General features: G+C 58.5%; 22 protein-coding genes and 1 tRNA gene. 3 read left to right on the forward strand and 20 right to left on the reverse strand.

What is annotated here, in order from left to right; genetic code table 11:
* Positions 1 to 23: 23 nt before the first annotated feature.
* The 5 genes from K3556_RS09630 to K3556_RS09650 all read right to left on the reverse strand — a co-directional run bounded on the left by K3556_RS09630 (position 24) and on the right by K3556_RS09650 (position 5248).
* Complete coding sequence (locus K3556_RS09630) at positions 24 to 1112, reverse strand: NAD/NADP octopine/nopaline dehydrogenase family protein (RefSeq protein ID WP_260519217.1); 1089 nt, start codon at positions 1110 to 1112, stop codon at positions 24 to 26.
* A 54-nt stretch (positions 1113 to 1166) separates the two neighbouring features.
* Positions 1167 to 1757 carry a peroxidase-related enzyme gene (locus K3556_RS09635; RefSeq protein WP_260516584.1) on the reverse strand — a complete coding sequence of 197 codons (591 nt, stop codon included), beginning with the start codon at positions 1755 to 1757 and terminating at the stop codon, positions 1167 to 1169.
* Positions 1754 to 2233: a hypothetical protein gene (locus K3556_RS09640; protein ID WP_312847255.1), complete on the reverse strand. Its 480-nt coding sequence runs from the start codon at positions 2231 to 2233 to the stop codon at positions 1754 to 1756. Before K3556_RS09640 ends, K3556_RS09635 begins: the two co-directional genes overlap by 4 nt.
* The gene (locus K3556_RS09645) at positions 2233 to 3699 is read right to left on the reverse strand and encodes an FAD-dependent oxidoreductase (protein WP_260516585.1); all 1467 of its coding nucleotides are present in this window, start codon (positions 3697 to 3699) and stop codon (positions 2233 to 2235) included. The genes K3556_RS09640 and K3556_RS09645 overlap by 1 nt, the downstream gene beginning before the upstream one ends.
* 88 nt (positions 3700 to 3787) lie before the next feature.
* Positions 3788 to 5248 carry an aminotransferase class V-fold PLP-dependent enzyme gene (locus K3556_RS09650; protein WP_260516586.1) on the reverse strand — a complete coding sequence of 487 codons (1461 nt, stop codon included), beginning with the start codon at positions 5246 to 5248 and terminating at the stop codon, positions 3788 to 3790.
* A gap of 100 nt (positions 5249 to 5348) precedes the next feature.
* On the opposite strand from K3556_RS09650, the gene K3556_RS09655 reads away from it, so the two are divergent.
* On the forward strand, positions 5349 to 5813 hold the full coding sequence (locus tag K3556_RS09655; RefSeq protein ID WP_260516587.1) for an Lrp/AsnC family transcriptional regulator: 465 nt from the start codon (positions 5349 to 5351) through the stop codon (positions 5811 to 5813).
* Between the two features lie 9 nt (positions 5814 to 5822).
* Here the strand turns inward: K3556_RS09655 and tdh are convergent, their stop codons facing one another.
* The 10 genes from tdh to K3556_RS09705 all read right to left on the reverse strand — a co-directional run bounded on the left by tdh (position 5823) and on the right by K3556_RS09705 (position 17358).
* Positions 5823 to 6851: an L-threonine 3-dehydrogenase gene (tdh, locus tag K3556_RS09660; RefSeq protein WP_260519219.1), complete on the reverse strand. Its 1029-nt coding sequence runs from the start codon at positions 6849 to 6851 to the stop codon at positions 5823 to 5825.
* 14 nt (positions 6852 to 6865) lie between these two features.
* Positions 6866 to 8053: a glycine C-acetyltransferase gene (locus K3556_RS09665; protein ID WP_260516588.1), complete on the reverse strand. Its 1188-nt coding sequence runs from the start codon at positions 8051 to 8053 to the stop codon at positions 6866 to 6868.
* Positions 8054 to 8329: 276 nt separating this feature from the next.
* Positions 8330 to 8419: transfer RNA gene (locus K3556_RS09670), tRNA-Ser, on the reverse strand.
* A gap of 191 nt (positions 8420 to 8610) precedes the next feature.
* On the reverse strand, positions 8611 to 9330 hold the full coding sequence (locus tag K3556_RS09675; RefSeq protein WP_260516589.1) for an alanyl-tRNA editing protein: 720 nt from the start codon (positions 9328 to 9330) through the stop codon (positions 8611 to 8613).
* On the reverse strand, positions 9323 to 11803 hold the full coding sequence (locus K3556_RS09680; RefSeq protein WP_260516590.1) for a DUF3772 domain-containing protein: 2481 nt from the start codon (positions 11801 to 11803) through the stop codon (positions 9323 to 9325). Before K3556_RS09680 ends, K3556_RS09675 begins: the two co-directional genes overlap by 8 nt.
* Positions 11800 to 12837, reverse strand: a complete 1038-nt coding sequence (locus K3556_RS09685) for a cysteine synthase A (protein ID WP_260516591.1) — start codon at positions 12835 to 12837, stop codon at positions 11800 to 11802. The genes K3556_RS09680 and K3556_RS09685 overlap by 4 nt, the downstream gene beginning before the upstream one ends.
* A 71-nt stretch (positions 12838 to 12908) precedes the next feature.
* Entirely contained in the window at positions 12909 to 14030 is a 1122-nt protein-coding gene (locus tag K3556_RS09690) for an NUDIX domain-containing protein (RefSeq protein WP_260519220.1), read from the reverse strand.
* 13 nt (positions 14031 to 14043) lie between these two features.
* Entirely contained in the window at positions 14044 to 14484 is a 441-nt protein-coding gene (locus K3556_RS09695; protein ID WP_260516592.1) for a TrgA family protein, read from the reverse strand.
* A gap of 120 nt (positions 14485 to 14604) precedes the next feature.
* The gene (locus K3556_RS09700) at positions 14605 to 15810 is read right to left on the reverse strand and encodes an SAM-dependent methyltransferase (protein ID WP_260516593.1); all 1206 of its coding nucleotides are present in this window, start codon (positions 15808 to 15810) and stop codon (positions 14605 to 14607) included.
* Positions 15811 to 16131: 321 nt separating this feature from the next.
* Entirely contained in the window at positions 16132 to 17358 is a 1227-nt protein-coding gene (locus K3556_RS09705) for an aminotransferase class V-fold PLP-dependent enzyme (RefSeq protein WP_260516594.1), read from the reverse strand.
* Positions 17359 to 17637: 279 nt separating this feature from the next.
* Here K3556_RS09705 and K3556_RS09710 point away from each other — a divergent pair, with 279 nt between their 5' ends.
* Positions 17638 to 18120, forward strand: coding sequence for an Hsp20/alpha crystallin family protein (locus K3556_RS09710; protein ID WP_260516595.1), 483 nt, complete (start codon positions 17638 to 17640; stop codon positions 18118 to 18120).
* Positions 18121 to 18296: 176 nt separating this feature from the next.
* Here K3556_RS09710 and acuI read toward each other — a convergent pair whose 3' ends face one another.
* Genes acuI through K3556_RS09730 form a run of 4 tightly spaced genes read right to left on the reverse strand, consistent with a single transcriptional unit; the run spans position 18297 to position 21818 of the window.
* Positions 18297 to 19289 (reverse strand): acryloyl-CoA reductase, encoded by a 993-nt coding sequence (gene acuI, locus K3556_RS09715; RefSeq protein ID WP_260516596.1) that lies wholly within the window; start codon positions 19287 to 19289, stop codon positions 18297 to 18299.
* Positions 19290 to 19298: 9 nt separating this feature from the next.
* Positions 19299 to 20399 (reverse strand): dimethylsulfoniopropionate demethylase, encoded by a 1101-nt coding sequence (locus K3556_RS09720; protein WP_260516597.1) that lies wholly within the window; start codon positions 20397 to 20399, stop codon positions 19299 to 19301.
* 32 nt (positions 20400 to 20431) lie between these two features.
* Positions 20432 to 21064, reverse strand: coding sequence for a DUF1326 domain-containing protein (locus K3556_RS09725; protein ID WP_260516598.1), 633 nt, complete (start codon positions 21062 to 21064; stop codon positions 20432 to 20434).
* Position 21065: 1 nt separating this feature from the next.
* Positions 21066 to 21818, reverse strand: coding sequence for a DUF2182 domain-containing protein (locus tag K3556_RS09730; protein ID WP_260516599.1), 753 nt, complete (start codon positions 21816 to 21818; stop codon positions 21066 to 21068).
* A 115-nt stretch (positions 21819 to 21933) separates the two neighbouring features.
* On the opposite strand from K3556_RS09730, the gene K3556_RS09735 reads away from it, so the two are divergent.
* A complete protein-coding gene (locus K3556_RS09735; RefSeq protein ID WP_260516600.1) occupies positions 21934 to 22665 on the forward strand; it encodes a FadR/GntR family transcriptional regulator in 732 nt (243 codons plus the stop codon).
* A 91-nt stretch (positions 22666 to 22756) separates the two neighbouring features.
* On the opposite strand, the gene K3556_RS09740 is transcribed toward K3556_RS09735, so the two are convergent.
* Positions 22757 to 23692 carry a CAP domain-containing protein gene (locus K3556_RS09740; protein ID WP_260516601.1) on the reverse strand — a complete coding sequence of 312 codons (936 nt, stop codon included), beginning with the start codon at positions 23690 to 23692 and terminating at the stop codon, positions 22757 to 22759.
* Positions 23693 to 23753 lie beyond the last annotated feature (61 nt).

The raw sequence follows: 23753 nt of genomic DNA on the forward strand, positions 1-23753 counted from the left end.
CTTGGTTAATATCTTGTCACAGGTCAGGCGGTCGCGGGGTGCTGAAGCAGCCCGGTCTTTGCGGCCCGCTTCAAATCATCAAGGCTGAAGCGACCTAGGTCCAGCGCTTTCAAAATTTCGTTTTCTTCCCCGAAGTCTCGTCCATACATGGCTGAGAAGATGCGTATGCCAGCCTCGTGCAGAGGCGCGGGGTGGCCAGTAAGTCGGCCAAGCTCTGCTGTCAGAACCAGCCCATAGGGCACATCTTCGGTCACATACCGGCTGTCCGCTGTGGCAGGCCCAATGCCGCCATTTCCCTGTGCGTGCATCTGCTGGTTCATTTCCGAAATCGAGGCGACCGGCACGTGGAAAGACAGGTGAAAATGTTCGAAAATCGTCTTCACATCCAGCCCTAACGCCCGTGCAATCTCCAGACGCTCCCGATCCAGCTCTTCCAACAGCTTGCCCACTTTGGGCGTCACGTTCTGACCTTGCGACCACGTTTCGCCCTGCTCCATCCGGGTGATGTTACCCAAGGCAATACCCATATGGTTTTGCGGGTTCAGGTTGGACAGCGAGATCGCAAGAAGGCCATCGCGCGGTTGAAACCGGTCGCCGAACAGGGTTTGGCACAGGCTCAAAGCTTCTTCGGACCGTATATCCGGCACAGTGCACAGATCTACCCGGCTGCGCACGGTGTTCACTTTTACCTCGGTGCCCGATTGCCGCCGCCCGGTGCAAATCGTGGTGCCCCAAGCGGTGATCGGAACGATCACGCCACGTGCGGACAGAAGCTGCATCAGATAGACAGCCCCAAGCGAGGCATGGGATGACATAATCACCTGATGGTGCGGCTTGATATGCGGGGCCAAGGCGTCCAGTACGGCCTTATGGCCGTAACCGGGCAGCGCGATGATCAGCACTTCATTGTCCCGCGCCAGCATTGCCGCGCTGTCAGCAATGCGCGGCGCCAGCTTGACCTCGACCGCGCCCACGGCGGTCAGGGCTGCGCCCCCCGCAAGCTCTGACGTGCCTTTGCCCGACGGCGACCACAGCATCGGATCATGGCCTGCCTTGTGCAACAGCGCCGCAGTTGCGAATGCGATGGATCCCGCGCCTGCCAGTCCGACCATTTTGCCCACGTGCTCTCCCATTATCTTGCTACATTAACCTTATCTTCGTCGCGCCTATGTGCCGCCCTCAGACACGCGCACCGGATCACCCAGAACGTGCATCAACCGATTGGCCCAACCAAAAAGCGCAGCCGACAGGATCAGATCCAGCACCTCCGCCTCTGCCAAACCGGCGGCCTTTAGCGCGTCCATATGCTTTGGCGCCGCCTGTGACGGCGTTTCGGACAAGGCCACCGCGAAATCGAAAATCGCCCTGTCGCGTGTACTGAGATCCGCCTTTGCCCCATCGCGAAACAACCTGTCCGTCACCTCGGTCGATTTCTCAAGCTGCGCATGGCGCGCGGCATGAACGGCGGCACAGTAAATGCAATGGTTGACCATCGAGGCCCCAAGCGCGCCCAACTCCCGTTCGGCCCTACTCATCCCACCCTTGTCATACATAATGGCATTAAACAGCGGCGAACGCACCTTCAGGCTTTCCACATCATGCGCCAGCGTCAGAACATATTCCGACACTTTGGTGTTTGACGGGGTGACCTGTAACGCGTCCAACTGCGCCTCGGTCGCTTCGGACAGGTCGACCGGCGTCACCCGCGGCTGCCAATACGGGACATTGCGGGTGAATTTCGTGATCACCTTGGTCATGCAAACGCTCCCTTCATCAACCGCAGCCCAGCAATCACCCGGATCTGATAGGCCAGAAAAGCGTTCAACTCGGCCAGCCTCACGATGTCTGCATCTGCCACACCAACCGCTTGAAGACCCGCGATGTCGGCGGCGGCGACATTGCGCGTGTCGGCGGCAACTTTGTCCATGAACCCCACGACCTCGGCCATACCTTGCGCGGCCCCGTCACTACTTGGGTCAACCAAATCGCCAAACGCGCCAGCGTCTTGCGCATAAAGGTCTGCAAGGTCCGTTTCGCCGTTTTTCTTTGCGATCCGTGCCGCCAGCGCCGCCCGCAATTCATGCGACCACGGGCCTTCATCCTTCGGACGAAGCACGGCCTCTTCTGCAGCCTGGGTCATTTCAAAGATGTTGGCGCGCCCAACGACAGCCGCCCCCAAGTCGCCATCGGGCGAGATGCCCGAAAATCTCATCGCTGTCGTATCAAGCGCCATCAGGCGACCTCCCCCTTCTCACTTTCCGTGATCAGGTCGGTGGGCACCCATTCGCTGCCATCCAGCTCTGGTTTGTCGTAATCCAGCATGGCTTGCCAATGCTCGGAGACATCCTCGACATACAGCTTCGCGGCAATCTCGCGCGCCATCCAGTTTGCCCCGTCCGATATCCCCGGAATATCCCCCGAAACCTTACCCAGACTGGCCGAAGCGCCGTAATTGAAGCAATAAACATTGGAGAGCCACGGCGCGGTGCCCGACACTTTTTCGCGGAAAGTGAAATCGTCATTCAGATAAGGGAACCGCCCCAGATCGCGCGACGGCTCATCCGCGGGCGGCGTGTAGACATCCTGCCAAAGCAGAATATTGGTGGCCGCGTCCCCAAATTCGGTCCGCGACAAGGGGTCAATGGTGAAGCCGGTGCCAAGGATCACGAAATCAGCCTCATAGGCCGTGCCATCGGCAAAGCCCACTTTCACTGCGCCATTCTGCTCGACCGTCGTTTGCACCGCCTTGCCGAAATGGAAATGCGCGTTCGGATGGCGGCTGACCCGGTTGGTCGAGCCATGCGGCGGCGGCGTCTGAGTGGCAAAGGAATACTGCATGAAGCGCCAGCGCCATTCATCTGGCAGACTGGCATAGCCAGCGGTGAACCCGAACGAACCGATCCCCATCATCTTATTGATGGTCGGCATTTCGGTGCGCCGGATCAGGTGGCGCACTTCAGTCGCGCGATGCTCCAGCGCTTCGGCCGCATTATCGACGGCTGACGCCCCCACGCCCACAACGGCCACCCGCTTGTTCTTCAGCGCGGCAAAGTCGATCTCGTCCGCACTATGCGCCCAGAACTTGCGATCCAGACCCTGCACAAAACCGGGAATGTTGGGTTGCCCGGTGCCATCACGACCGGTTGCAAAAACCAGCTTGCGACACAGGATTGATTTTTCCTCGGCACCAGACAGATGTAGGCGGAGCAATTCCCCCTCGGGCTCAACCAAATCGACGGCCACGCCGTTTTCGGTCGGGATGTCCAACACCTGCCGATACCATTGTAGGTATTCCATCCACATCGGACGCGGGATCTTGTCCAGTGCGTCCCAACCCTCGGTGCCAAACTGCGCGCGATACCACGCCTGAAAGCTCAACGCGCCATGACCAAAGGCCGGACCGGTCAACTCCTTGGGCGAACGCAAAGTCTCCATCCGCGCATAGGTCAACCACGGCCCTTCCAACCCCTCAGGGCTGCGATCCAGCACCCGCATGTTGTGAATGCCACCGGTCTTCAAAGCCAGCCACGCCACCATACCGCACATACCGCCGCCGATGATCACAACATCGCTGATCCCGGCACGCGCGGGCACCCAGTCCTTACCCGGCCAGCACAGGAAGCTCATATCTTCACGCAACCGCGTCTCCAAAGCAGGCAGCCCTTGGCCGTCAATCGGGGAAGCAGTATCGTGTGTCATCTCGGTTTTCCTTTAAGTCTTAAACTGGTCCCATCGCGGTTATGCAGGTGGGAAGAAGGCTGATCCTATCTGGTGGTGACTACAAGTATCATGAAGCAAGCGTGTCCTTGGGCAAGGCTTGGGCTTTGAACCGGGCGGTACTGGTATCGACGTTATACTGTGCCGCATAATCTTGAGCGATCCGCGCCAGATCGTCCACCGCCTGAATGACAATATCTGCCTTCTCGTCTGTCATCAGGGCGGAAAAGTTCAGCCGCACCCAGCCGGGTTTCGCCGTTTCTTCACCCAGTTCCAACGCAGCCATGGTGGCATCGGAATCGGCCTTGCCCAGACCCAGCAAACGGTGGCCGTAAGGCCCGGCACAGGCACAACCACCACGCGCCTGCACCCCGGTCAGATCACTGAGCAACCGGGTAAAGAACTGGTGATGTATCTGCGCGCCCTGCCCGTCCCGCACGCGAAAGGAAAAGATCGGCAGCGCGTCAGCTTCGGGATTACCCAAAACCTGAATGCGGTCATTCGCCGCCCAGACCTTCAACGCCCGCGCCCTCAGCGCGGCTTGCCGCCTGTCCAGCCATTCCTGTCCCAGCGCCTCTTTCACCAGCATCGCCAAGGCTGCGCGAATATCGCCCGTCACATTGGGTGTGCCACCCTCCTCCCGTTCCGCAAGGCTGTCGGAATAGACATGCCCCCAAGGCGACACGAAACTGACCGTACCACCGCCGGGAAGGGTCGGCGTGGCACGCCGGGCGATCTCATCTCGGATCACCGCGACGCCGCTGGACCCTGGACCGCCGGGAAATTTGTGGACCGAGAACACGATGGCATCTTTCTGGGCATCGCTGCCCTGTTTCATGTCCATCTCGCAGTAAGGACCAGCGCAGCCGTAATCCCAGATCGCCAGCGCACCATGAGCGCGCAACATCCGCGTCACCGCGTCCACATCGGTCAGAATACCGGTCACGTTGGACGCCGCCGAAAACGTGCCGACAATCCGCGCCGCACCTTTGGCCGCCCACAATGCAAGGGCCAAATCGTTCATGTCGACACCGCCGCCCTGTGCCTCGGCAACCTCAATCACTTCGGCCCCGGTTTCGCGCCACGGCAGGATATTTGAATGATGCTCATACGGACCGGTCAGAACCACCACCCGCTGCCCGTCCAGCACCATTTTGGCGAGATCCAGCAACCCTACGATCCGGTTGATCCCGGCGGTGGAACCGGCACCCGTGAATACCACGCTCATCCCCTGCCCCGCACCGGTCAGGCGGGCAATCTCGCCCCGCGCGGCCTCGCGAAGTTTGGTCATATATTCACCGCAGAACGACGCCTGCGTGTGAGTGTTGGCATAATAGGGCAGCACATGATCGCGAATGAAGTCCTCGACCTGTATAAGCGCCCGCCCGGACGCCACATAGTCGGCATAAATCAGCGGTTTGGGCCCGAACGGCCCGTCGATCTGTACATTCTCACCGATCAGCCCCTTGCGGATCTGATCACGAACGTCTGCACCAGTCAGCGCAGCCTTGAAATTGTCGAGAGCCGTCATTCTATCCTCTGATTTGTCAAACTATTATGACGCAATATTTTCAAATTTCTTCACAGTTCTTTGCCGTTGTATTTTAATTAGTGGGTCATATAATCGGTTTATGACCCCTAAATTCGATCAATTCGATTATCGTATTCTCGAAGAGCTTCAGCGTGACGCCGCACAGTCCCAGCGGGCGCTGGCCGACAAGGTTGGCTTGTCACAAAATGCCTGCTGGCGGCGGCTCAAAGCGTTGGAGGCCAAAGGCGCGATCCGAAATCGCACCGTGGTAATTGACCGTGAAAAACTGGGTGGCGGCTTCGTCGTCTTTTCACTGATCAAGACGCGGCACCATTCGTCCGAATGGCTGCGCCAGTTCCGCAACCATGTGTCAGCCATCCCCGAGGTGATCGACTTTTTCCGCATCGGCGGCGAATACGATTACCTACTGAAAATCGTCGTGAGCAACATGGCCGGGTATGACGATGTCTATAAGCGCCTGATCGGGAATATCGAACTTGAGACCGTCACATCCTATTTCGCCATGGAGGCGATCGAAGAACAGCGCCCCATCCCGCTTAGATAGCGCCCGGCCCTAGCGCCAGTTCAGCACCACTTTACCCGACAGACCAGATTTCATCGCGGCAAACCCTTCCTTGAACTCATCCACGTTCATCCGGTGAGTGATAACCCGGCTGACGTCCAGCCCGTTTTGTAACATGGCAATCATCTTGTACCAGGTCTCGAACATCTCGCGGCCATAGACGCCCTTGATGGTGATCGCCTTGAACACGATGCGCGACCAGTCGACCGGAGACTTGCCGGGTGGAATGCCCAGAAGCGCGATTTTACCGCCCATGATCAGGCTCTCCACCATCTGGTCCAGCGCCTGTTGGCTGCCAGACATTTCCAACCCCACGTCGAACCCCTGCTTCATCCCGAGCTCGCCAATGACATCGCGCAGGTCTTCTTTTGTTACGTCTACGGTGCGGATATTGCGGCAAACATGTTCGGCCAACTTCAAGCGATCCGGGTTGATATCGGTGATCACCACATGGCGCGCACCTGCATGCCGCGCCACTGCCGCCGCCATAATGCCAATCGGCCCGGCACCCGTGATCAACACGTCCTCGCCCAACAAATCAAAGCTCAGCGCCGTGTGCACCGCGTTTCCCAACGGATCAAGGATAGCCCCAATCTCATCCGGAATATCATCAGGCAGAGGCACCACATTGAACGCCGGTAATCGCAGATACTCGGCAAACGCCCCCTGCACATTCACGCCAATACCCCGTGTGCCGGGGTCCAGATGGAACTTGCCCGACCGGCTCTGGCGGCTTTCCGTGCCGACCACGTGCCCTTCACCCGAACAGCGCTGCCCGATCTCAAGCCCGGTGACATTGCGGCCAAGTTCGACAATCTCACCGGCAAATTCGTGACCCGTGATCATTGGAACGGGCACCGTGGCCGCAGCCCAGTCATCCCAGTTCCAGATGTGGATGTCGGTGCCGCAAATGCCAGTGGCGTTCACGCGGATCAGAACCTCGTCGGGTCCAATCTCAGGCACCGGCGCCTGAACCATCCACAGCCCTTCTTCTGGCTTTGATTTCTCCAGCGCCTTCATTGTGTTGGGCAAGGTCATGCGATCACCCCCAGATCACGACCCACTTTTCCGAACGCGGCCAGCGCACGGTCAAGCTGTTGCTTGGTCAACGCGGCATTCATCTGCGTGCGAATGCGCGCCTGTCCATGCGGCACGACTGGAAAGAAAAAGCCCGAGACATAGACGCCTTCGTCAAACAGCCCGGCGGCCATTTTTTGCGCCAAGGGCGCTGCGCCCAGCATCACCGGGATGATCGGCTGCTCACCATCCAACAAGTTGAAGCCCAACTTGCTCAGACCTTCGCGCCAATAGCGTGCGTTCTCAAACAGCTTCGTGCGAAGGTCCGCGCCTTCCTCAACCAATCGGATGGCCTCTAGCCCAGCCGCGACGATAGAGGGCGGGAGCGCGTTCGAGAACAGATAAGGTCGCGCCCGTTGGCGCAACAGGTCAATCACCGGCTGCGGCCCGGCGATATAACCGCCCAACGCGCCGCCAAGCGCTTTGCCCAACGTGCCGGTCAGGATATCCACACCGACGCCGAAGTGATCCGGCGTGCCTGCCCCGTGCGGCCCCATAAACCCGGTCGCGTGGCAGTCATCCACCATCACTACGGCGTCATATTGCTGCGCCAGCCGGGTGATCTCGGGCAGGTTGGCCAGATAGCCATCCATCGAAAAGACACCATCCGTGGCGATCATCACATGCCGCGCCCCGCCGTCGCGCGCCTCTTTCAGCTTCGCCTCAAGATCGCCCATATCGTTGTTGGCGTAGCGAAAGCGCCGCGCCTTACACAACCGGATCCCGTCGATGATCGACGCATGGTTCAGCGCGTCCGAGACGATCGCATCTTCCGGCCCCAGCAGCGGTTCAAACAACCCGCCATTCGCATCGAAGCAGGCCGCAAACAGGATCGAGTCATCCTTCCCCAGAAACGCCGCCAGCTTCTGTTCCAGTTCGCGATGCAAATCCTGCGTGCCGCAGATGAACCGGACTGAGGCCATGCCAAACCCTTTGTCGTCCATCACCTCGCGCGCCGCGCGGATCAGGTCAGGGTGATTGGCCAACCCCAGATAGTTGTTGGCGCAGAGATTGATCACCTCGTGGCCACCAACCGCGATCTCCGCCCCCTGCGGAGAGGTGATCAAACGCTCACGTTTCATCAGGCCGTCGGCCTCGATCCCGGCAAGCGTAGTTTGTAAATCGGCAATGAAACGGTCGGACATAGCGTGCTCCTGCTTTCAGACACCGACAAATACCATATCGGAAAATCATCCGTAACACAGGATAGCAGCCTAGCGGATACATGCTCAAAAATTTTACCCGACTTTGACGCCGACCCCAATGCAATATCACGCTGAATACCAAACGGAGTGTTGCATCGCTTTGGGAGGGTTATTCGCTCGGAAACTCAGGCCTCCATAAGAGAACATGGCTAACCATTCGCAAAGACCGCGCCACAATATGCCGTCCGAAAAGTCAGGTGCAATATGGTAAGTGGCTGGCGGAGCGGAAGGGATTCGAACCCTCGAGACGGTTCCCCGCCTACACACTTTCCAGGCGTGCGCCTTCGACCACTCGGCCACCGCTCCGAGGGCGTTGCTACAGCAAAAACCCAAGCGGGTTCAAGCGGTCATTGTGATTTTCCGCTGGATAACATTGGCGGTGGTAACCCGGCTGACCCAGCATTCATTCGTCAGGCTCATCGCCCTGCAAACGGCGTGCGGCCAACCTTGGCGGTGCTTCGACGCAATTGTGGGAAATACACTGCGTTTTTGAAAGGTTACGGCGAAGCCAAGTGTATATTAAACCGTCGGTTCAGGCGACTTTTCTTCTCGACCTTGCCCAGCAACACTGATCCGATTTCAGACGTGCGCCGGACATGAGTGCCGCCGCAGGGTTGCAGGTCAACCTGTTCGTCTGCCGTCCCAATGCGCACCAGACGCACATGACCCGCGCCTTTTGGGGGCTGCACGGACATGGTTTTGACCAAACCGGGGTTCGCCTCTAACTCGGCATCGGTGATCCACCGCTCAGTGACCTCAAAATCACGGGCGATCAGTGCGTTCAACGCGTCTTCGAGCGATTGTTTATCCTCGGGCGGGTCTTCCATAGCGAAATCAAGGCGCGACTTCTCGGCCCCGATTTGGCCGCCAGTGACAGGCAAGGGAATGATCACAGACAGAAGATGCAGCGCCGTGTGCATTCGCATATGGCGCAGGCGCAGATCCCAGTCGAGGGTCTGTTTCACCTCTGCGCCGATTGGGGGCAGTGTGGCGCCGTCGGCAGGCACAAGCGCGATATCGTCCCCATCAGATTTAAGGGTATTCACAACATCCATTGTCCCGCCATCCCAGGACAGGCGACCGCGGTCGCCCGGCTGGCCGCCCCCGGTCGGATAGAAAAGTGCCTGATCTAGAACCACGCCCCGCTCCGCATGGGACACAACTTTGCCCCGTGCGTCGCACAGATAAGCGTTCTGGCGGAACAGTGCTTCAGTCATCTCCGCCGTCCCCTTCTGCGTCAGACCCGTTCATGTCGTCGACTGTCAGCGTTTCGGCGGTCAAACGATTTGACGTCGTTGCTGTGGCCGGAACCTCTGGATCCACGGGCGCGGGCGCTGACCCGGTCAGCGCCTCGGGATTGCGTATCCAGATGTCACGTTGCGCATAAGGAATCTCGATCCCTTCTTCAACGAAACGGCGCGCGATCTCGTGATTAATCTCGCTTCTGACAGCCATCATGTAGTTTACATCGCTCAGGATCGCACGGATCTCAAAATCCAGGCTGTCCGCGCCGAATCCCTGAAACACGACGTTGGGCGGAGGATTGACTGTGACCATTGGATGGTTCTCGGCGATTTCCAACAAGATTGCTTCGACCCGGCGTGTATCTGTGCCATAGGCCACGCCAACGGGAATGATCACCCGCCCGATGGAATTGCCACGGGTGTAGTTTGTCACAACGCCGGACACGAGGTCGCTGTTGGGCAAGATCACATCGCTGCGGTCGAAGGTTTCGATGCGGGTAGAGCGCACAGAAATGTCGCGCACGTATCCCATCTGACCGCCCACCTCGATCCAATCCCCTTCGGAAATCGGACGCTCGATCAACAAGATGATGCCGGACACAAAGTTGGACACAATGGTCTGAAGGCCAAAGCCGATACCGACAGATAAGGCACCGGCGATGATCGCGATGGAACTCAGGTCAATGCCAGCAGACGTGATGGCAATCACCGCCGCAAGAAACAATCCGACATAGCCAACGCCCACCGAAATGGCGTTCTGCCCGCCCTTATCCAGCTTTGTTTTGGGCAGGATAGACGTGCGCAGGGCGGACTGCGTGGTGCGCGTCACGGCATAACCAACACCAAAAATAAGTGCAAATATCAGGAAAGAGCGTGGTGTCACCCGCGCCTCACCCAATGTGAACCCGTCCTGGAAGGTGCCCCAAAGTTCCACCAACTCGGTCGCCCGAACGCCCCAGATCAACGCGAGGACTGGCAGTGAAAGAAGAACTAGGATCGACGTCATAAGCACTGGCAACAGGGCTTGCTCGGCCTCATCTTCGTTCAGCTTGCGCAGGACACCGTAAAGGTTGATCAGGAAAACATGGACCAGCGCGAGAACGGCCATGACGCCTATAGTCATGATGGTTGGAATCAAAATTGACGCAGCCAGCGTCGTATATCCGATCGCGGCCAGAACCGGGGATGCGTAGCCCACCAGCTCGCAGCTTCGTCCGATCAACGCGACAAAGCGTTCACGAAACGTCCTGGTTTCACCATCCGAATGGCTTTGGACATATTTTCGCAGCGTCCGGCCGATCCGGGCAAGAAGGTAGCCACCGGCCAAAATAGCGGGGAATGCAAGGACGGCGAACGTGCCGCTCGAGTATTCCTCGTGCGCCGAAAGATTGACCAGAATTGGCCAAAGTCCCAAAAGCATACCCAAAAAGGCCACGTTTATGCGCGCTTCGGTGCGATGCGTAAGCCGTGACATGTCAAACAGGGGCGTGCTGCTGCCTTCTGCTGTGAACAATCGGGTGCCAAGCCAAAGACTGCCGAACAGGCTGAAGCCAAACCATGGAAGCAGGTCGGCAATCACCTGCCCCCGCAACCCCAGCACACCCGCGAGATTCAGCGCTGTCATCAGCACGAATATCCCGATCATTGGGGCAAGAACCTGACCGATGGACACAAGAAAACCGACCACACCGCGTGCCGATCCATCCCGTTTTTCGCGCACCATGTTGCCAAGCCGCATGATCCACACGCGGCTGCGCGTCAGCAGAAAAACCGCGACCAGCAAGAACAACACCGTCAGCGGCAGGTCATCTCGCAAATCCTGCCGTTGTGCAGAACTGCCCCAGTTTTTACGCACCTCGGCGACCGCTAGGTCCAGTGTGGTTCTGATATCAGTAAAGGCTTTCGGCCAAAGTGCCGGGTTAACGGGGCTGGGCCCCAGTTCCAGCATTTGATCGGTTTGTCGCGATCTCAGCAGGGTGTCGACTTCGCGGATCAGAACCTCAGCGCGGGAATAAGCTTCCTCGGCCTCTTGCACCGGCAGTCGCGCGGCGTTCAGCTTTTCTGTTAATTCGCTGCGCCGTTGCGTCAGAACAGCAGGTTCTGCGCCGGGGTTTTCGGGCTCTGGTCCAAGGGTGGACAACTGCATCTTCAATGTATCGATGCGGACCGAGTTTTCTTTCTGCGCAGCATCAAACAATTCGCGCCACTCGGTCATTTCAGCCCGAAGCTCATCCAATACCGCGTCAGACGCGCGGCCAGCTTCAATGGCGCGCTCGACCCGGGTCGCGGCCTGCTCCCACGCACGATAATCCGGCAACCCGTCTTTCGTGACGGCGTAGACCAGTTCAACCGGATCCTTGGCACTCTCCGTGTCCTGCGCCGCAGCGCCAAATACGGTCAACAAGACCAACAGAGCCGCAATGCTGGCCGTCAGAAAGCGGGTCATTCAACCTCCTCAAACACCTCGGGCAGCATCACCGGGCCACGGTCCAACCATTCCGGCACCGGCAATTCCTTTTCCCGCAGGAAAGTAGGGTTAAACAGTTTGGATTGATACCGCGTGCCATAGTCGCACAAGATCGTCACGATGGTATGGCCCGGTCCCATTTCGTTGGCCATGCGGATAGCACCGGCGACATTGATGCCCGATGACCCGCCAAGGCACAGCCCTTCGTCCTGTAGCAGGTCAAAGACTATCGGCAAGGCCTCCTCATCTGGCACTTGCCACGCCATATCTGGCGTGAAGCCTTCAAGGTTCTTGGTGATCCGCACCTGCCCGATCCCTTCTGCGATCGAGCTGCCCTTCATCGCGATCTCGCCGGTGGTATAATAGCTGTAAAGCCCGGCACCCATCGGATCAGCAATTCCGATTTTCACGCCCTTGGGCTGCAGCGCCATACCGACGCCGGCCAGAGTGCCGCCCGACCCAACCGCGCAGACAAACCCATCGACCTTGCCTCCGGTCTGTTCCCAGATCTCAGGGCCAGTGGTTTCAATATGCGCGACGCGGTTGGCGACGTTGTCGAACTGGTTGGCCCAGATCACACCATTTGATTCGGTCTTGGCCAGTTTCTCGGCCAGACGGCGCGAATAATGCACAAAGTTGTTGGGATTGCGATAAGGGGCGGCTGGCACCTGCACCAATTCGGCGCCGGCCAGACGCAGCATATCCTTTTTTTCCTCAGACTGGGTTTCCGGGATCACGATCACGGTCTTGAACCCCATCGAAGCACCGACCAGCGCCAGACCGATGCCGGTATTCCCCGCCGTGCCTTCCACAATGGTGCCGCCCGGCTTCAATTCACCACGCGCCACTGCATCCTTGATAATATACAGCGCCGCCCGATCCTTGACCGACTGGCCGGGGTTCATGAACTCTGCTTTGCCAAGAATTTCACAACCGGTCAGTTCCGACGCTTTTTTCAGTCGGATCAATGGCGTGTTGCCAACGGTTGCTTCCAGATCCTGCTTGATATCCATCTTCTGCCCCATATGTCGCGGTTTCCCTACAATCTGTAGGGGTTGGCAATGAGGGGTTCAAGGGGCGGTGGTCAGCTTCCCGCACGAAGGGCATCACGGTTCAGCGAGAGCCACAATGCGCACAAGACCAGCGGGCCGCAGGCCACCTCGCCGCTGGCCACCAATTCCATCAACTTTTCAAAGGGGAGGATATGGCTGCGAATGTCTTCTGCCTCGTCTGCGACACCCCCTATCCCGGCCGCGTGATCTGGCAGATCGCACGGCGCAACGAAAGTATAGAAATACTCAGTGCTCGATCCGGGGCTGGGATAGTGATGCGGCAGCGCCAACAGGCCGTCGAGCGTCAGCCCGGCTTCCTCTCGCGCTTCGCGGAGCGCGCAGTCTTGAGGCGTTTCGCCCGCATCAATGCGGCCTGCGATTGCTTCCAGAAGCCAAGGATGGGGATCACCGCGCATATGCGGCCCCATGCGGAACTGCTCGATCAGCATCACCCGATCCCGGACCGGATCATAGGGCAACACGATCACCGCATCGCCACCCACAAAGGCCGCGCGGTTCACCACCTCGCTCATCTCGCCAGAATAACGCCGGAAGGACAGGTCTTGTTCCTCCATCGTGAAGAACCGGGCGTAAGGGCGATGGCTGGCCCGGACATCGATATCCCCTGCCCCGAAACCAGCGCGCAACGTGGTGGGTGTGGTGCTCGCACGAGCGCGAATTCGGCTTGCTGCACGGGTGCGGATCATCGGAAACCGCTGGGCGATAACCTCGGCGGGAAGATCACCAAAACTGGACATAACCTCGCGCGCCGCTTCCAACGTCATCTCGCCCCACTGCGCGACCCAATCCTCCAAAGACCATGGCGCGCCGGGCGACCACACACCGGGTGTTGGAAAATAAACCTTCGCGGCAACAGGATCATCACCATCGTCAGGGCGGACCTGCACGTCTTTCAGCGCATAGTCGAACCCGCCTTCATAGAAATCCAGCCGCGCCGTGGCCGTCTGGGAAAGGTCTTCCACCAAAAGCCCCTGCACAACCGTATCAGGGGCTGTTTCGATGGTTGGAAAAGGCTGATCCTTGACCCAGCTGACCCTGTGCCCCGCCAGCGTGGCAGGTCGCGCGCGATAGCGTTCGCCCGCCAGCACAAGCTCTAGCAACGGTAAATGGCACAGCGTGCCATAGAAAAACATGGTGGTCACACCATCAACCCCATTTACGCGCGGCTCTCGTCGCGCACCAGGACGCAAGCCCGGTCCCCAACAGCACCGCAGCAATCAGCTCGCCGGTGAAATATTTCTGAATGAAATCGACGCTGATCAGAAAAATGTCCTGCAGAGCCTCAATCGGGCCGTCATAGGCTTTACGCAGGCTCTGTTTCAGCATCAACGAAAATGCAAAGACAAACAGGGTGATACCCACTTGCACCAACGCTGCGGTGAACGCATTGGCTCCAACCCCGCCAAGTTGGCGGTCGACCCGCGGCCCAAGAAATTTCCACCCGACAAACAGCCCGACGGCTGCGCAAACCGGCCCAAATTTAGAAAGATCGCGCCCTTCCTCCATCAACGGCTTGATCAGCTCGGCACAGAACCAACCCGTAACAGCCAGAATGGCAGCGGCGACAAGTTTTGCGGCTGTAGGCATTTGATACTCCTGCGCGTTCGGCCTTTTGAGGCTGTTCTCACAGGGGGTTATGGCCATTTTATGGCGCGTTTACCACGAATTATGCGCTGTGGTGTCGGAAACACGGTCTTGATGACAGGCTCACTCGGGATTTTTCAACGTGACCTGCACAACATCGCAATTGCCGGAATGAAATGCCGCCGCGCAAGATGTCAGATAGAAATTCCACATGCGCTTGAACCGATCATCAAACCCAAGCGCGGAAACCTGCGCCCATTTCGCATTAAAGACATCGTGCCAGCGCCTTAGCGTCGCCGAGTAACTTTCCCCAAAAGCGATCTGATTGCGGAATGCCAGGCCGGCTTTTTCCACCTCTGCCTTTAGAGCAGTTTTGGATGGTAACATCCCACCCGGAAAGATGTATTTCTGTATAAAATCAACGCCTTTTCGATAGACGTCAAAGCGCTTTTCGGTGATGGTGATGATCTGCAAAACCGCTTGTGCGCCGGGACGCAAGCATTTGCGGACAGTGTTGAAATAGACCGGCCAGTATTTCTCGCCGACCGCCTCGAACATCTCGATCGACGCGACACCGTCATAAAGCCCGGTCTCATCGCGATAGTCTTGCATCTTGATGGTGACCAGATCAGACAACCCCGCCTTTCGAATGCGTTCTACCGCGAAATCATGCTGTTCCTGACTGATGGTCAGCCCGGTCACACGGATGCCCCGACGTGCCGCGTGTTCGGCAAAGCCGCCCCAGCCACAGCCGATCTCCAGCACATGGTCACCCGGCCCCACGCCCATTTGCGCGATCATCGAGGCGTATTTTTGTTCCTGCGCCTTCTCAAGGCTGTCCTGACCACTGTGAAACAACGCTGACGAATAGGTCATCGAGTCGTCCAGCCACAGGGCGTAGAAATCATTGCCCAAATCATAGTGATGGCTGATGTTCTTTTTCGCCCGGCTTTTGGTGTTGGAATTCATCAGGTGACGCAACCGCTCATAGGCGCGCAGGAAAATCTGGGCGGGAAACCCGTCATAAAGCACGTCATTGTCGTCTTGCAGCAGGTCCAGAAACGCCTGCAGGTCCGGCGTCGACCACCCGCCATCAATATAGGCGTCGCAAAAGCCCAGATCGCCTTCGCGGATCAGGCGGGCAAATACGTCGTTGTCGTGAATTTGCAACTCGGCAACATATCCGGGATGCGCGCCGTCTGCGCGAAACCTGCGCCCGTCCGGCAATAGGAAATCCAGACGGCCGCGGTTCATTTGTTTTGCGGCCGCAAACACATTGCTGAAATAGCGCGGCAGGTCTTGCTGCCCCGCGGTGCTGGTCAGGATCATATTGCCCCCCAAAAGTCGTGACCACTGGAACAAGGCTAAAACGGAGGCACCCAAACTGACAAGATGGTCGCTGTGCAGATGCAAAAAGCCCCGCTGCACCTGCACGGCCGGACTGGTTCAGGTTTTCAACCCACCAAGCGAGTGGACTGAGGACTGATGTGCTCACCTCAGTTGCCTGGACGCTGCGATCAGCAGCGCGGTCAGGCCTGCGCCTGACCCTGCCGCACCGGACAGTTTTCTGGCGATCCAGAAAGCCGCTGGCTTTGATCGGCAAATTTGGATAAGCTTATGGGCGTAATAGTTTGACTATAAATGCTTTACCTAAAGAACTTGCTCAAGAGATCTGATCAATTTTGTGATCTCTTCTTCCGCCGTATAGTGGGTGAAGCTGACCCGCAAGACACCCATCTCCGGATCGACACCCTGTGCTTTCAGCGCTCGCACAGCATAGAAGTCACCACCCCCGGCCATGATGCCAAGCGGCGCAAGCTGTTGGGCAAGCATTTCCCCTTTCGCCTGCGCAGCAATCGCGACCGTCGGCGCGCGGTTTTTCGCCAGTGTTGGTCCCAAAAGCCGAACCGAGTTCTTAGAGGTCAGATAATCCAGCAGCGGTTGCAACAGTCGCGTTTCATGGTCTCGCATCAGGTTATGCGCGCCCACAGCCATCGTCGCCGGATCGCCTGAGATGCCGTGATGGATGGCCAATGCCTCAAAATAATCAGCCATACCGGCCGAGGCGGCGACTTGTGCATGATCAGGTCCCGCCGGTGTAAACCGCTTATACAGCGTTCCCGCATTGAAATAGTGCCCCTGATTGGGCAATGCGTCACCCAGCGCGCGGCGGATCACCATGATCCCCTGATGTGGGCCATAGGTTTTATAGGCGGAAAACAGATAGATATCCGCGCCCAGCGCGCCGACATCCACAAACCCATGCGGTGCATAGCTGACGCCATCGACGCAGGTGAAAGCACCCGCCGCCTTAGCCTTCGCACAAATCACGGCCACATCGTTGACTTCGCCCACCACGTTTGAGCAATGGGGAAAACACACAAGTTTCACCCGTCCGTCGGCAAGCAGCACGTCAAGATTGGCAGGGTCCAGATGCCCGGTTTGCGGGTCAATCTGCCATTCACGCAGCTCGAACCCTTCGTCTACCAGTCGACGCCACGGGCCGGTATTGGCCTCGTGATCCTGATTGGTCACAACAATCGCGTCGCCGGGCGAAAGGTGCTGACGGAAAGCCTGCGCCAGAACATAGGTGTTCTGCGTGGTTGATGGACCAAAGCTCAGCTCGTCGGTTTCCACACCCATCATGGCGGCCAACCGGCGCCGGGCCTCGTCCATTTCTTCGCCGGCCAAACGGGATGCATCATAAGGACCATAGGGCTGCACTTTGCGCTGGGTGTAGTAGCGTGTCAGCCGATCAAACACCGGCTTGCAGGTATACGACCCGCCCGCATTTTCAAAGAACGCCTGCCCTTGCAGGCTCGGTTCGGAAAACGCGGGGAACTGCGCCCGCACCCAATTGATATCCAATTCGGCCATTGTCAGCCTCCTATAACTTTACTTTTTGGGGATGCGCCCAACAGATCAGGTTCTCCCAAGATCTGGCAGGTCTTCCAGCCAGCCTTGCAAGACACCACGCCTGCAGGCAGTCCAGGGGTCTTCCGGGACCTGTTGGAGCTACCTGTCCCGGCCTCGGCAGTCAAGGCCGGCTTGCGGTCGATCGCCAAATCAGACGCGAAACTGACGCGCATCAATGCGTGTTTGCGACCCGTAGTTACCTTCCTTCTGTGAAGCCACTACTGAAAAGAGGAGAAGACAATGGCACAACGTGAATGGCTCCCCAAGATGTGGGGTGACTGGGGTGAAGACAAAGACAGCCCGTTTCACGCCCTTCGTAAGCAAGTGGATACGTTGTTTGACGATTTTGACAGCGGTTTTCCGATCCGCAGTGGTGATTTCACTGTGCGCACGAACGTCAGCGAAACTGACGGCGAAGTCTGTATCACCGCAGAGCTTCCCGGCATCGAGATGAGCGACGTCGACGTCGAGATAGCTGGTGACAAGATCACCATCAGAGGTGAAAAAAAATCCGAAAAGGACGACCAGAGCGAAAAGGATGGCCGGACGTTCCACCGTATCGAAAGAAGCGCCGGGTCGTTTATGCGTACGACACGGCTGCCGTTCGACATAGACCCCGACAAGGTAGCTGCCGGCGTAAAGAATGGCGTCCTGACGGTAACCATTCCCAAACCGGCTGAGGAACAAACGAAAACCCGGAAAATCGAGATTAATGAAGGCTGAAACATGCTGGAAAAAATGAGCTCGGGCCTTCAAAGGCCCGAGACGTATTTATCTCGGTCGACGCGTGGCCAACGTCTCGCCGCCCTCTGAGGGGCGTCCAGACCGTGGCCACGGCTTCATGCGACATGCGGCAAAGGGGCGCTCTCACGCCCCACTAATGTTCTGGATCGTTGGTCCTAGGCATTGACGTCCACGACAACCCGGCCCTTGACCTTTCCCTGCAGAATATTGGCCCCCAGGCCGGGAAGGTCCTCCAGTGTCGCAGGCGTGATCATCGCCTCGAGCTTGTCCATCGGCAGGTCTTTTGCAACGCGCTGCCAAGCTCGCACGCGGTTGTCATAAGGCTGCATGACGCTATCAATGCCCAAAAGGTTCACACCACGCAAAAGGAACGGGATGACGGTTGCAGGCAGACCAGCGCCACCGGCCAATCCGACCGCCGACACGGAAGCTCCGTATTTCATCTGGCCCAACACACGCGCCAGCATGTCACCGCCGACAGCATCCACACAACCGGCCCATGTTTCGGCTTCAAGCGGGCGTTTGGTGGTCTCGTTCAGCTCTTCACGCGGCACAATGGTGGTCGCGCCCAAAGATTTCAGGTAATCCACCTGATTGGGGCGGCCCGTGACAGCGGCGACTTCATAGCCAAGATTGGCCAGAATGGCAGTCGCAACGGACCCAACGCCCCCGGCAGCGCCAGTAACCAAAACAGGCCCCTGACCCGGCTTCAACCCGTGGTCTTCCAGCGCCATGACAGCCAGCATCGCCGTAAACCCTGCTGTGCCGACGGCCATAGCCTGACGTGTTGTCAAACCTTCTGGCAGCGGCACCAGCTTGTCTGCTGAAATACGCGCTTTCTGGGCATAGCCGCCCCAGGTCGCTTCACCCACACGCCAGCCGGTCAGAACGACTTTGTCACCGGGCTTGTAACGATCGTCATCCGACGCCTCGACCGTGCCCGCATAATCAATCCCCGGCACGTGGGGGTAATTGCGTACAAGCCCGCCACCCTTCGCCGACAAGCAGAGACCGTCTTTGTAGTTCACGGTGGAATATTCGACGGCAACGGTCACATTGCCCTCGGGCAGCGTGTCTTCCCCGATCTCTTTGATCTCGGCTGCGGCCAGCCCCTCGTCGTTTTGTTCCATCACCAATGCTTTGAACATCGTCGTCTCCTAAATCCAAAAAGTGTCATAGACGGTCGCGGCCCGCGGTCCGTCGGGTGTCACCACATCCAGCTCAGTGCCCGCAGCCCAATGGGTCATGCGCACCATGCCGATGGCGACACCGGTGTTGAAATCGGGCGAGTTGGCGGCCGAAGTCACCTGCCCCACTTGCCGGTCCCCATCCATCAATGGCCACGCGCGGTCGCAAGGCGGCACGCCGCCCAATATCTCGATGGCGCGCACCTGTTGCACCGGACCTTCCTTGGCCACCCGGAGCAACGCGTCGCGCCCCACACAGCCAATCGCGCTTTCGGTTGAACAGAAGCGCCCCAGTCCCGCCTCGTGTGGGGTGTTTTCGCGGGTCATGTCGTTGCCATAGCTTAGAAGCCCGCCTTCGACCCGCTCGATCCCATTGGGGCAGCCTGCATGTACATCCATGCTTTTGCCTGCCTCCATCAGTGCGTTCCACAGCGGCATGCCGATGTCACTGCCCTCGACATAAATCTCGAACCCGCCCTGCTTGGAATAGCCCGAGCGCGCCACAACCAGACTGCGCCCCTGGAACTCCAGCCGCTTATAGCGGAAGAACCGGATATCGCGCACCGCATCGCCAAAGACAGCGGCCGCCAGATCGTCCGATTTGGGACCCTGAATGGCCAAAGGGGACACGTCGGGCTCATCGACCAGCACATCCAGCCGGAACCCATAGGCCAGCCCTTTGACCCAGAACAGCAGATCACTGTCAGCGATCGAGATCCAGAACCGGTCCTCGGCCAGCTTCACCGCCACAGGGTCGTTCAGCATGCCCCCGGTCTCGTCGACCATGGGGACATAGAAACACTGCCCGTCCTGCATCTTGCTCAAATCCCGCGGGGTCAGCATCTGGATCAGGCGGGCGGCGTCGGGGCCACGCACCTCGACCTGTCGCTCGCAGGCCACGTCCCAGACCTGTACCGCGTCCTTCAGGTGGCGATAGTCTTCTTCCACCGACCGAAAGACGGTCGGCAGCAGCATATGGTTATAAACTGTGTAGCCCTTCACCCCTGCGGCTTCGACACCGGCAGAGAAAGGTGTGCGCCGCAAGCGGCGGGACGGAGAAATCTTGGCCATGGGTCGCGCTCCCGTAGGGTCCACCGGCCGCGTTAGCGACCGGGGCCTTTCCAATCGATTTGGCAGATTTCAGCGGATTTTCCGTCGAAGTCCCATACACGGCCAAAAGCACGCACCTTCGCCACATTGGCCTTGGCAACGGTGATGTCCGGACCCATCCAGTAATTGGTGTTGGTGATCACCTGATCGGCGCCGCCTTTACCGGGGACGGGTTCGATCTCGCCTTTGATCGCTTTGCCAACCATAAGACGACGCTTGTTGCCTTCAGTCTCGAAGGTCACAGGCGCACGTTCGGCACCAAGGAATTCGCTGACCAACATCTTAAACAATCCAGTGGTGCCTTTGGCAGCGCCTGTGAAGATGTGGCACAGCGCTTCAAACGCGGCATCATTAGCGCGCTCGTCGATGTAAGCGGCGGCTTTCCAGTTGCCGCGCCCCATCCGGCCGGGGATTTCCAACAGCAAACCGACATTCAGACCCGACAGGTCCTCGCCGCCATAGTTGCCTTCGTCAATGCGGATGCCCGCCCAGCCCATGCAATAGCCCTCGGTCGGGGGGTGGTCGCCAAGGCTGACTACGCAGGGACAAAAGACCGTGCAGTTACAGTTGAGGATCAATTCCCCTTTGATGGCCCATTCGACCTGACCAATTTCACTTCCGTCCATGTTATCCTCCCTGGACAAGTGCCACGACCCCGCCCGCAATCAGCGCCCAGCCCAGTGGGCGGGTCAGATAGCGGCCAAGCTCCGGCAGTTTTTCAAAAATCATGATGAGTGTGGCGAGCCCCATGAAGGCGAGGTTCATCACCCCACCGACAAAGCCCAAAAGCATCAGCGCCCAGCAACAGCCAAGGCAGATCGCGCCCAAGCGCAGACCAAGGGCTGCGTCGTTCCAACGGGTCTCGCGCCAGTATTGCATGAAGAACGCCATCGGCTGGCGGCACTGGCTCAGGCAGCTGTCTTTGAGGGACGAGAATTGATACGCCCCGGCCCCGATCAACAGCGCACCGGTCAGCCATGGCGAGATGCTTTGCCCCAAAGGCGACAGAAGCCCCGCGCGAAACAGAACCAGTTGCCCGGCGGCGGCGATGGCGGCAAAGCCCAGCCAGATGACCAGATAACCCGCGATCAGTTCCAGAAACCCGCGCCGGGACCCTGCGCCCGAGGCGATCAGATCGTCATAGGTGGCGAAGGTTGGCAGCGCGGTCGGGGCCATCATCGCGGCCGACATCACCGCCCACATGGCAAACAGCCCCAGAAACCCCGCCTTGTCTGGTTCAACCACACAAAGCGAGCGCCAGAAATCTGCCCCGTAGATGCGTGAGAGTTCCAGAGCATTGGGCGGCAGCGCCATCGCGTAAAGCAGAACCCAGCCCACAAGGATCAGGCCAAACAGCGCCAGCCAATGCGGCGCGCTCATGGTTCTTATCCTTGACGAAACGGACATGGTTCCCCCATCTTGCGAGTCGGAATGATAATGTCTGACAATTGACCGAGGGGCAAGTAATTGTCAGACAATTGAGGAGTGACGTAGCGTGAAAACCGATTTGGACGACAATCAGGACCTGTCAAAGCAGATCGCCGAAGCCATTCGCGACGCGATTATTGAGGGTGGCTTGATCGTCGACCAACGCCTGCCATCCGAGGCGGATCTATGCGAGAAATTCGACGTGGGCCGGTCAACCGTGCGCGAGGCGCTGAAGCGCTTGGCCGCCCAGAACCTGATCCGCACCCAACGGGGCGCGTCCGGCGGGGCCTTCGTGAACCGCATGTCCTTTGAAGAAGCCTATGATCAGCAGATTACCACCTCGACCCTGCTTTTGTCGATGAACCAGGTGGATTTTGAGACCGCATGCGAGGCGCGCTATGCGTTGGAACGTGCCTGCGCGCCACTTTCGGCAGAACGGCGGACGGCTGACCATCTGGCCACCATGCGCGCCGAGGTTCACAGACAAAGCCAGCCCGGCCTGACGGACGAAGCCTTTTGCGCCTCGGACGTGGCCTTTCACCGGGCACTGGTCGACGGGGCGGGCAATCCGGTGCTGTCCTACCAACTGGCAGGGGCTGTCGAGGCGATGCAGCCGCTGATGAACATGATCACCTACACGCAAAGGGATCGGGACCGGATCGTAGAGCTTCACACCCGGCTGGCGGATGCCATTGAGGGTCAGGATGGTCCGAAGGCCGAAGCCAGTCTGGGACAATTGGCAGAATATACGGTTGAACTTGGCCGCAGTCGGTTGACCCAATCCAAAACCCGCAGCTAGATTTTCGTCATCGACTGCCTTTTCTGACCGGAAGCGAGTGAACGGAAAGACCCGGCCTGCGCAAAGGCACGCCGGGTCATACAGATTAGTTTCAGGCCACGTCATACATCCAGCAAGCCGGGACCATATCCTGATCGTTGGCTTCATCGGCGTCTTGCGTCACATCCACGACATCAACCACGTCGACTTTTGGGGCATTAGCGTCGCCATCTGCGGTGTCAACGTCCTCATCTGCCTCGCCGTCAAAGTCCCAGTTGCCAAGCTGCTCAATCAACCACTCGATGCCATCCAGCAGATCCTGACTGTCCTCGACATTCTCGACAAAGACGAAAATGTCGCTGTCACCGTCGCCATCGCGATCCGCTTCAAAAAGCCATGAAACATCCCAAGGCTGTTCGGCGTCTTCTGGGCCGGGCGTTTCAGGCTCCGGCTGAGGATCGGGCACCGGTTGGGGATCAGGCTCCGGTTGCGGGTCCGGCTCAGGCTGAGGTTCGGGCTCTGGTTGCGGGTGCGGTTCCGGTTGCGGGTCCGGCTGAGGTTCGGGCTCCGGTTGCGGGACAGGTTCTGAGGTGTCCGCATCCGTAACGCCAAAGTTCTGGGTTACCATCACACCATCAAAGGTGAAGCCACCTTCGGTGAACACCCCTTCTTCGATGCCGATCCCGATATCAGTGAAGTCCGGGTTCAGGATATTCGCGCGATGCCCGGGGCTTTGCATCAGACCTTCGTGCAACTGCACAACGTCATCTGAAATCCCCTCTTCCCCGCGCTCGCTTTGCCAAGCGATATTCTCGGCTGATCCGTAATTGCCTTCGAACGGATAGCTGGCACTGGCCATCCGTTCATGTGGCGACGAACCATTCTGCCCGGTATGGGAAAACTGGTTGGAATCCAACATCCATTTGCTGTGATCCTCGCTGGAATCATTCAACAATCCGTTGAACGTCAGCGCGTTCAATCCGGCGCTGTCGCGTTCCTTGTTAATGAGGTCCAGCATCTGCTGTTCGAATTGATTTGGTAGAGACATGGGGTTCCTCCATTGGTTCCATGTGAGTGGTCCGTTACAAAGACCTCCTCTGTCCCACCGC

The organism is Aliiroseovarius sp. M344 (assembly GCF_025140835.1).
Lineage (GTDB): Bacteria > Pseudomonadota > Alphaproteobacteria > Rhodobacterales > Rhodobacteraceae > Aliiroseovarius.

Bases quoted from the DNA above. Each gene is read 5' to 3' on its own strand.
- K3556_RS09730 (WP_260516599.1), bottom strand. From the start codon at position 21,818: ATGAGCGCGCCGCATTGGCTGGCGCTGTTTGGCCTGATCCTTGTGGGC.
- K3556_RS09705 (WP_260516594.1), bottom strand. From the start codon at position 17,358: ATGGCCGAATTGGATATCAATTGGGTGCGGGCGCAGTTCCCCGCGTTT.
- K3556_RS09720 (WP_260516597.1), bottom strand. From the start codon at position 20,399: ATGGCCAAGATTTCTCCGTCCCGCCGCTTGCGGCGCACACCTTTCTCT.
- K3556_RS09695 (WP_260516592.1), bottom strand. From the start codon at position 14,484: ATGCCTACAGCCGCAAAACTTGTCGCCGCTGCCATTCTGGCTGTTACG.
- K3556_RS09665 (WP_260516588.1), bottom strand. From the start codon at position 8,053: ATGTCCGACCGTTTCATTGCCGATTTACAAACTACGCTTGCCGGGATC.
- K3556_RS09650 (WP_260516586.1), bottom strand. From the start codon at position 5,248: ATGACGGCTCTCGACAATTTCAAGGCTGCGCTGACTGGTGCAGACGTT.
- K3556_RS09645 (WP_260516585.1), bottom strand. From the start codon at position 3,699: ATGACACACGATACTGCTTCCCCGATTGACGGCCAAGGGCTGCCTGCT.
- K3556_RS09635 (WP_260516584.1), bottom strand. From the start codon at position 1,757: ATGACCAAGGTGATCACGAAATTCACCCGCAATGTCCCGTATTGGCAG.
- K3556_RS09710 (WP_260516595.1), top strand. From the start codon at position 17,638: ATGGCACAACGTGAATGGCTCCCCAAGATGTGGGGTGACTGGGGTGAA.
- K3556_RS09640 (WP_312847255.1), bottom strand. From the start codon at position 2,233: ATGGCGCTTGATACGACAGCGATGAGATTTTCGGGCATCTCGCCCGAT.
- acuI (WP_260516596.1), bottom strand. From the start codon at position 19,289: ATGTTCAAAGCATTGGTGATGGAACAAAACGACGAGGGGCTGGCCGCA.
- K3556_RS09655 (WP_260516587.1), top strand. From the start codon at position 5,349: ATGACCCCTAAATTCGATCAATTCGATTATCGTATTCTCGAAGAGCTT.
- K3556_RS09630 (WP_260519217.1), bottom strand. From the start codon at position 1,112: ATGGTCGGACTGGCAGGCGCGGGATCCATCGCATTCGCAACTGCGGCG.
- K3556_RS09680 (WP_260516590.1), bottom strand. From the start codon at position 11,803: ATGACCCGCTTTCTGACGGCCAGCATTGCGGCTCTGTTGGTCTTGTTG.
- K3556_RS09690 (WP_260519220.1), bottom strand. From the start codon at position 14,030: ATGTTTTTCTATGGCACGCTGTGCCATTTACCGTTGCTAGAGCTTGTG.
- K3556_RS09685 (WP_260516591.1), bottom strand. From the start codon at position 12,837: ATGGATATCAAGCAGGATCTGGAAGCAACCGTTGGCAACACGCCATTG.
- K3556_RS09675 (WP_260516589.1), bottom strand. From the start codon at position 9,330: ATGACTGAAGCACTGTTCCGCCAGAACGCTTATCTGTGCGACGCACGG.
- K3556_RS09700 (WP_260516593.1), bottom strand. From the start codon at position 15,810: ATGATCCTGACCAGCACCGCGGGGCAGCAAGACCTGCCGCGCTATTTC.
- K3556_RS09725 (WP_260516598.1), bottom strand. From the start codon at position 21,064: ATGGACGGAAGTGAAATTGGTCAGGTCGAATGGGCCATCAAAGGGGAA.
- K3556_RS09740 (WP_260516601.1), bottom strand. From the start codon at position 23,692: ATGTCTCTACCAAATCAATTCGAACAGCAGATGCTGGACCTCATTAAC.
- tdh (WP_260519219.1), bottom strand. From the start codon at position 6,851: ATGAAGGCGCTGGAGAAATCAAAGCCAGAAGAAGGGCTGTGGATGGTT.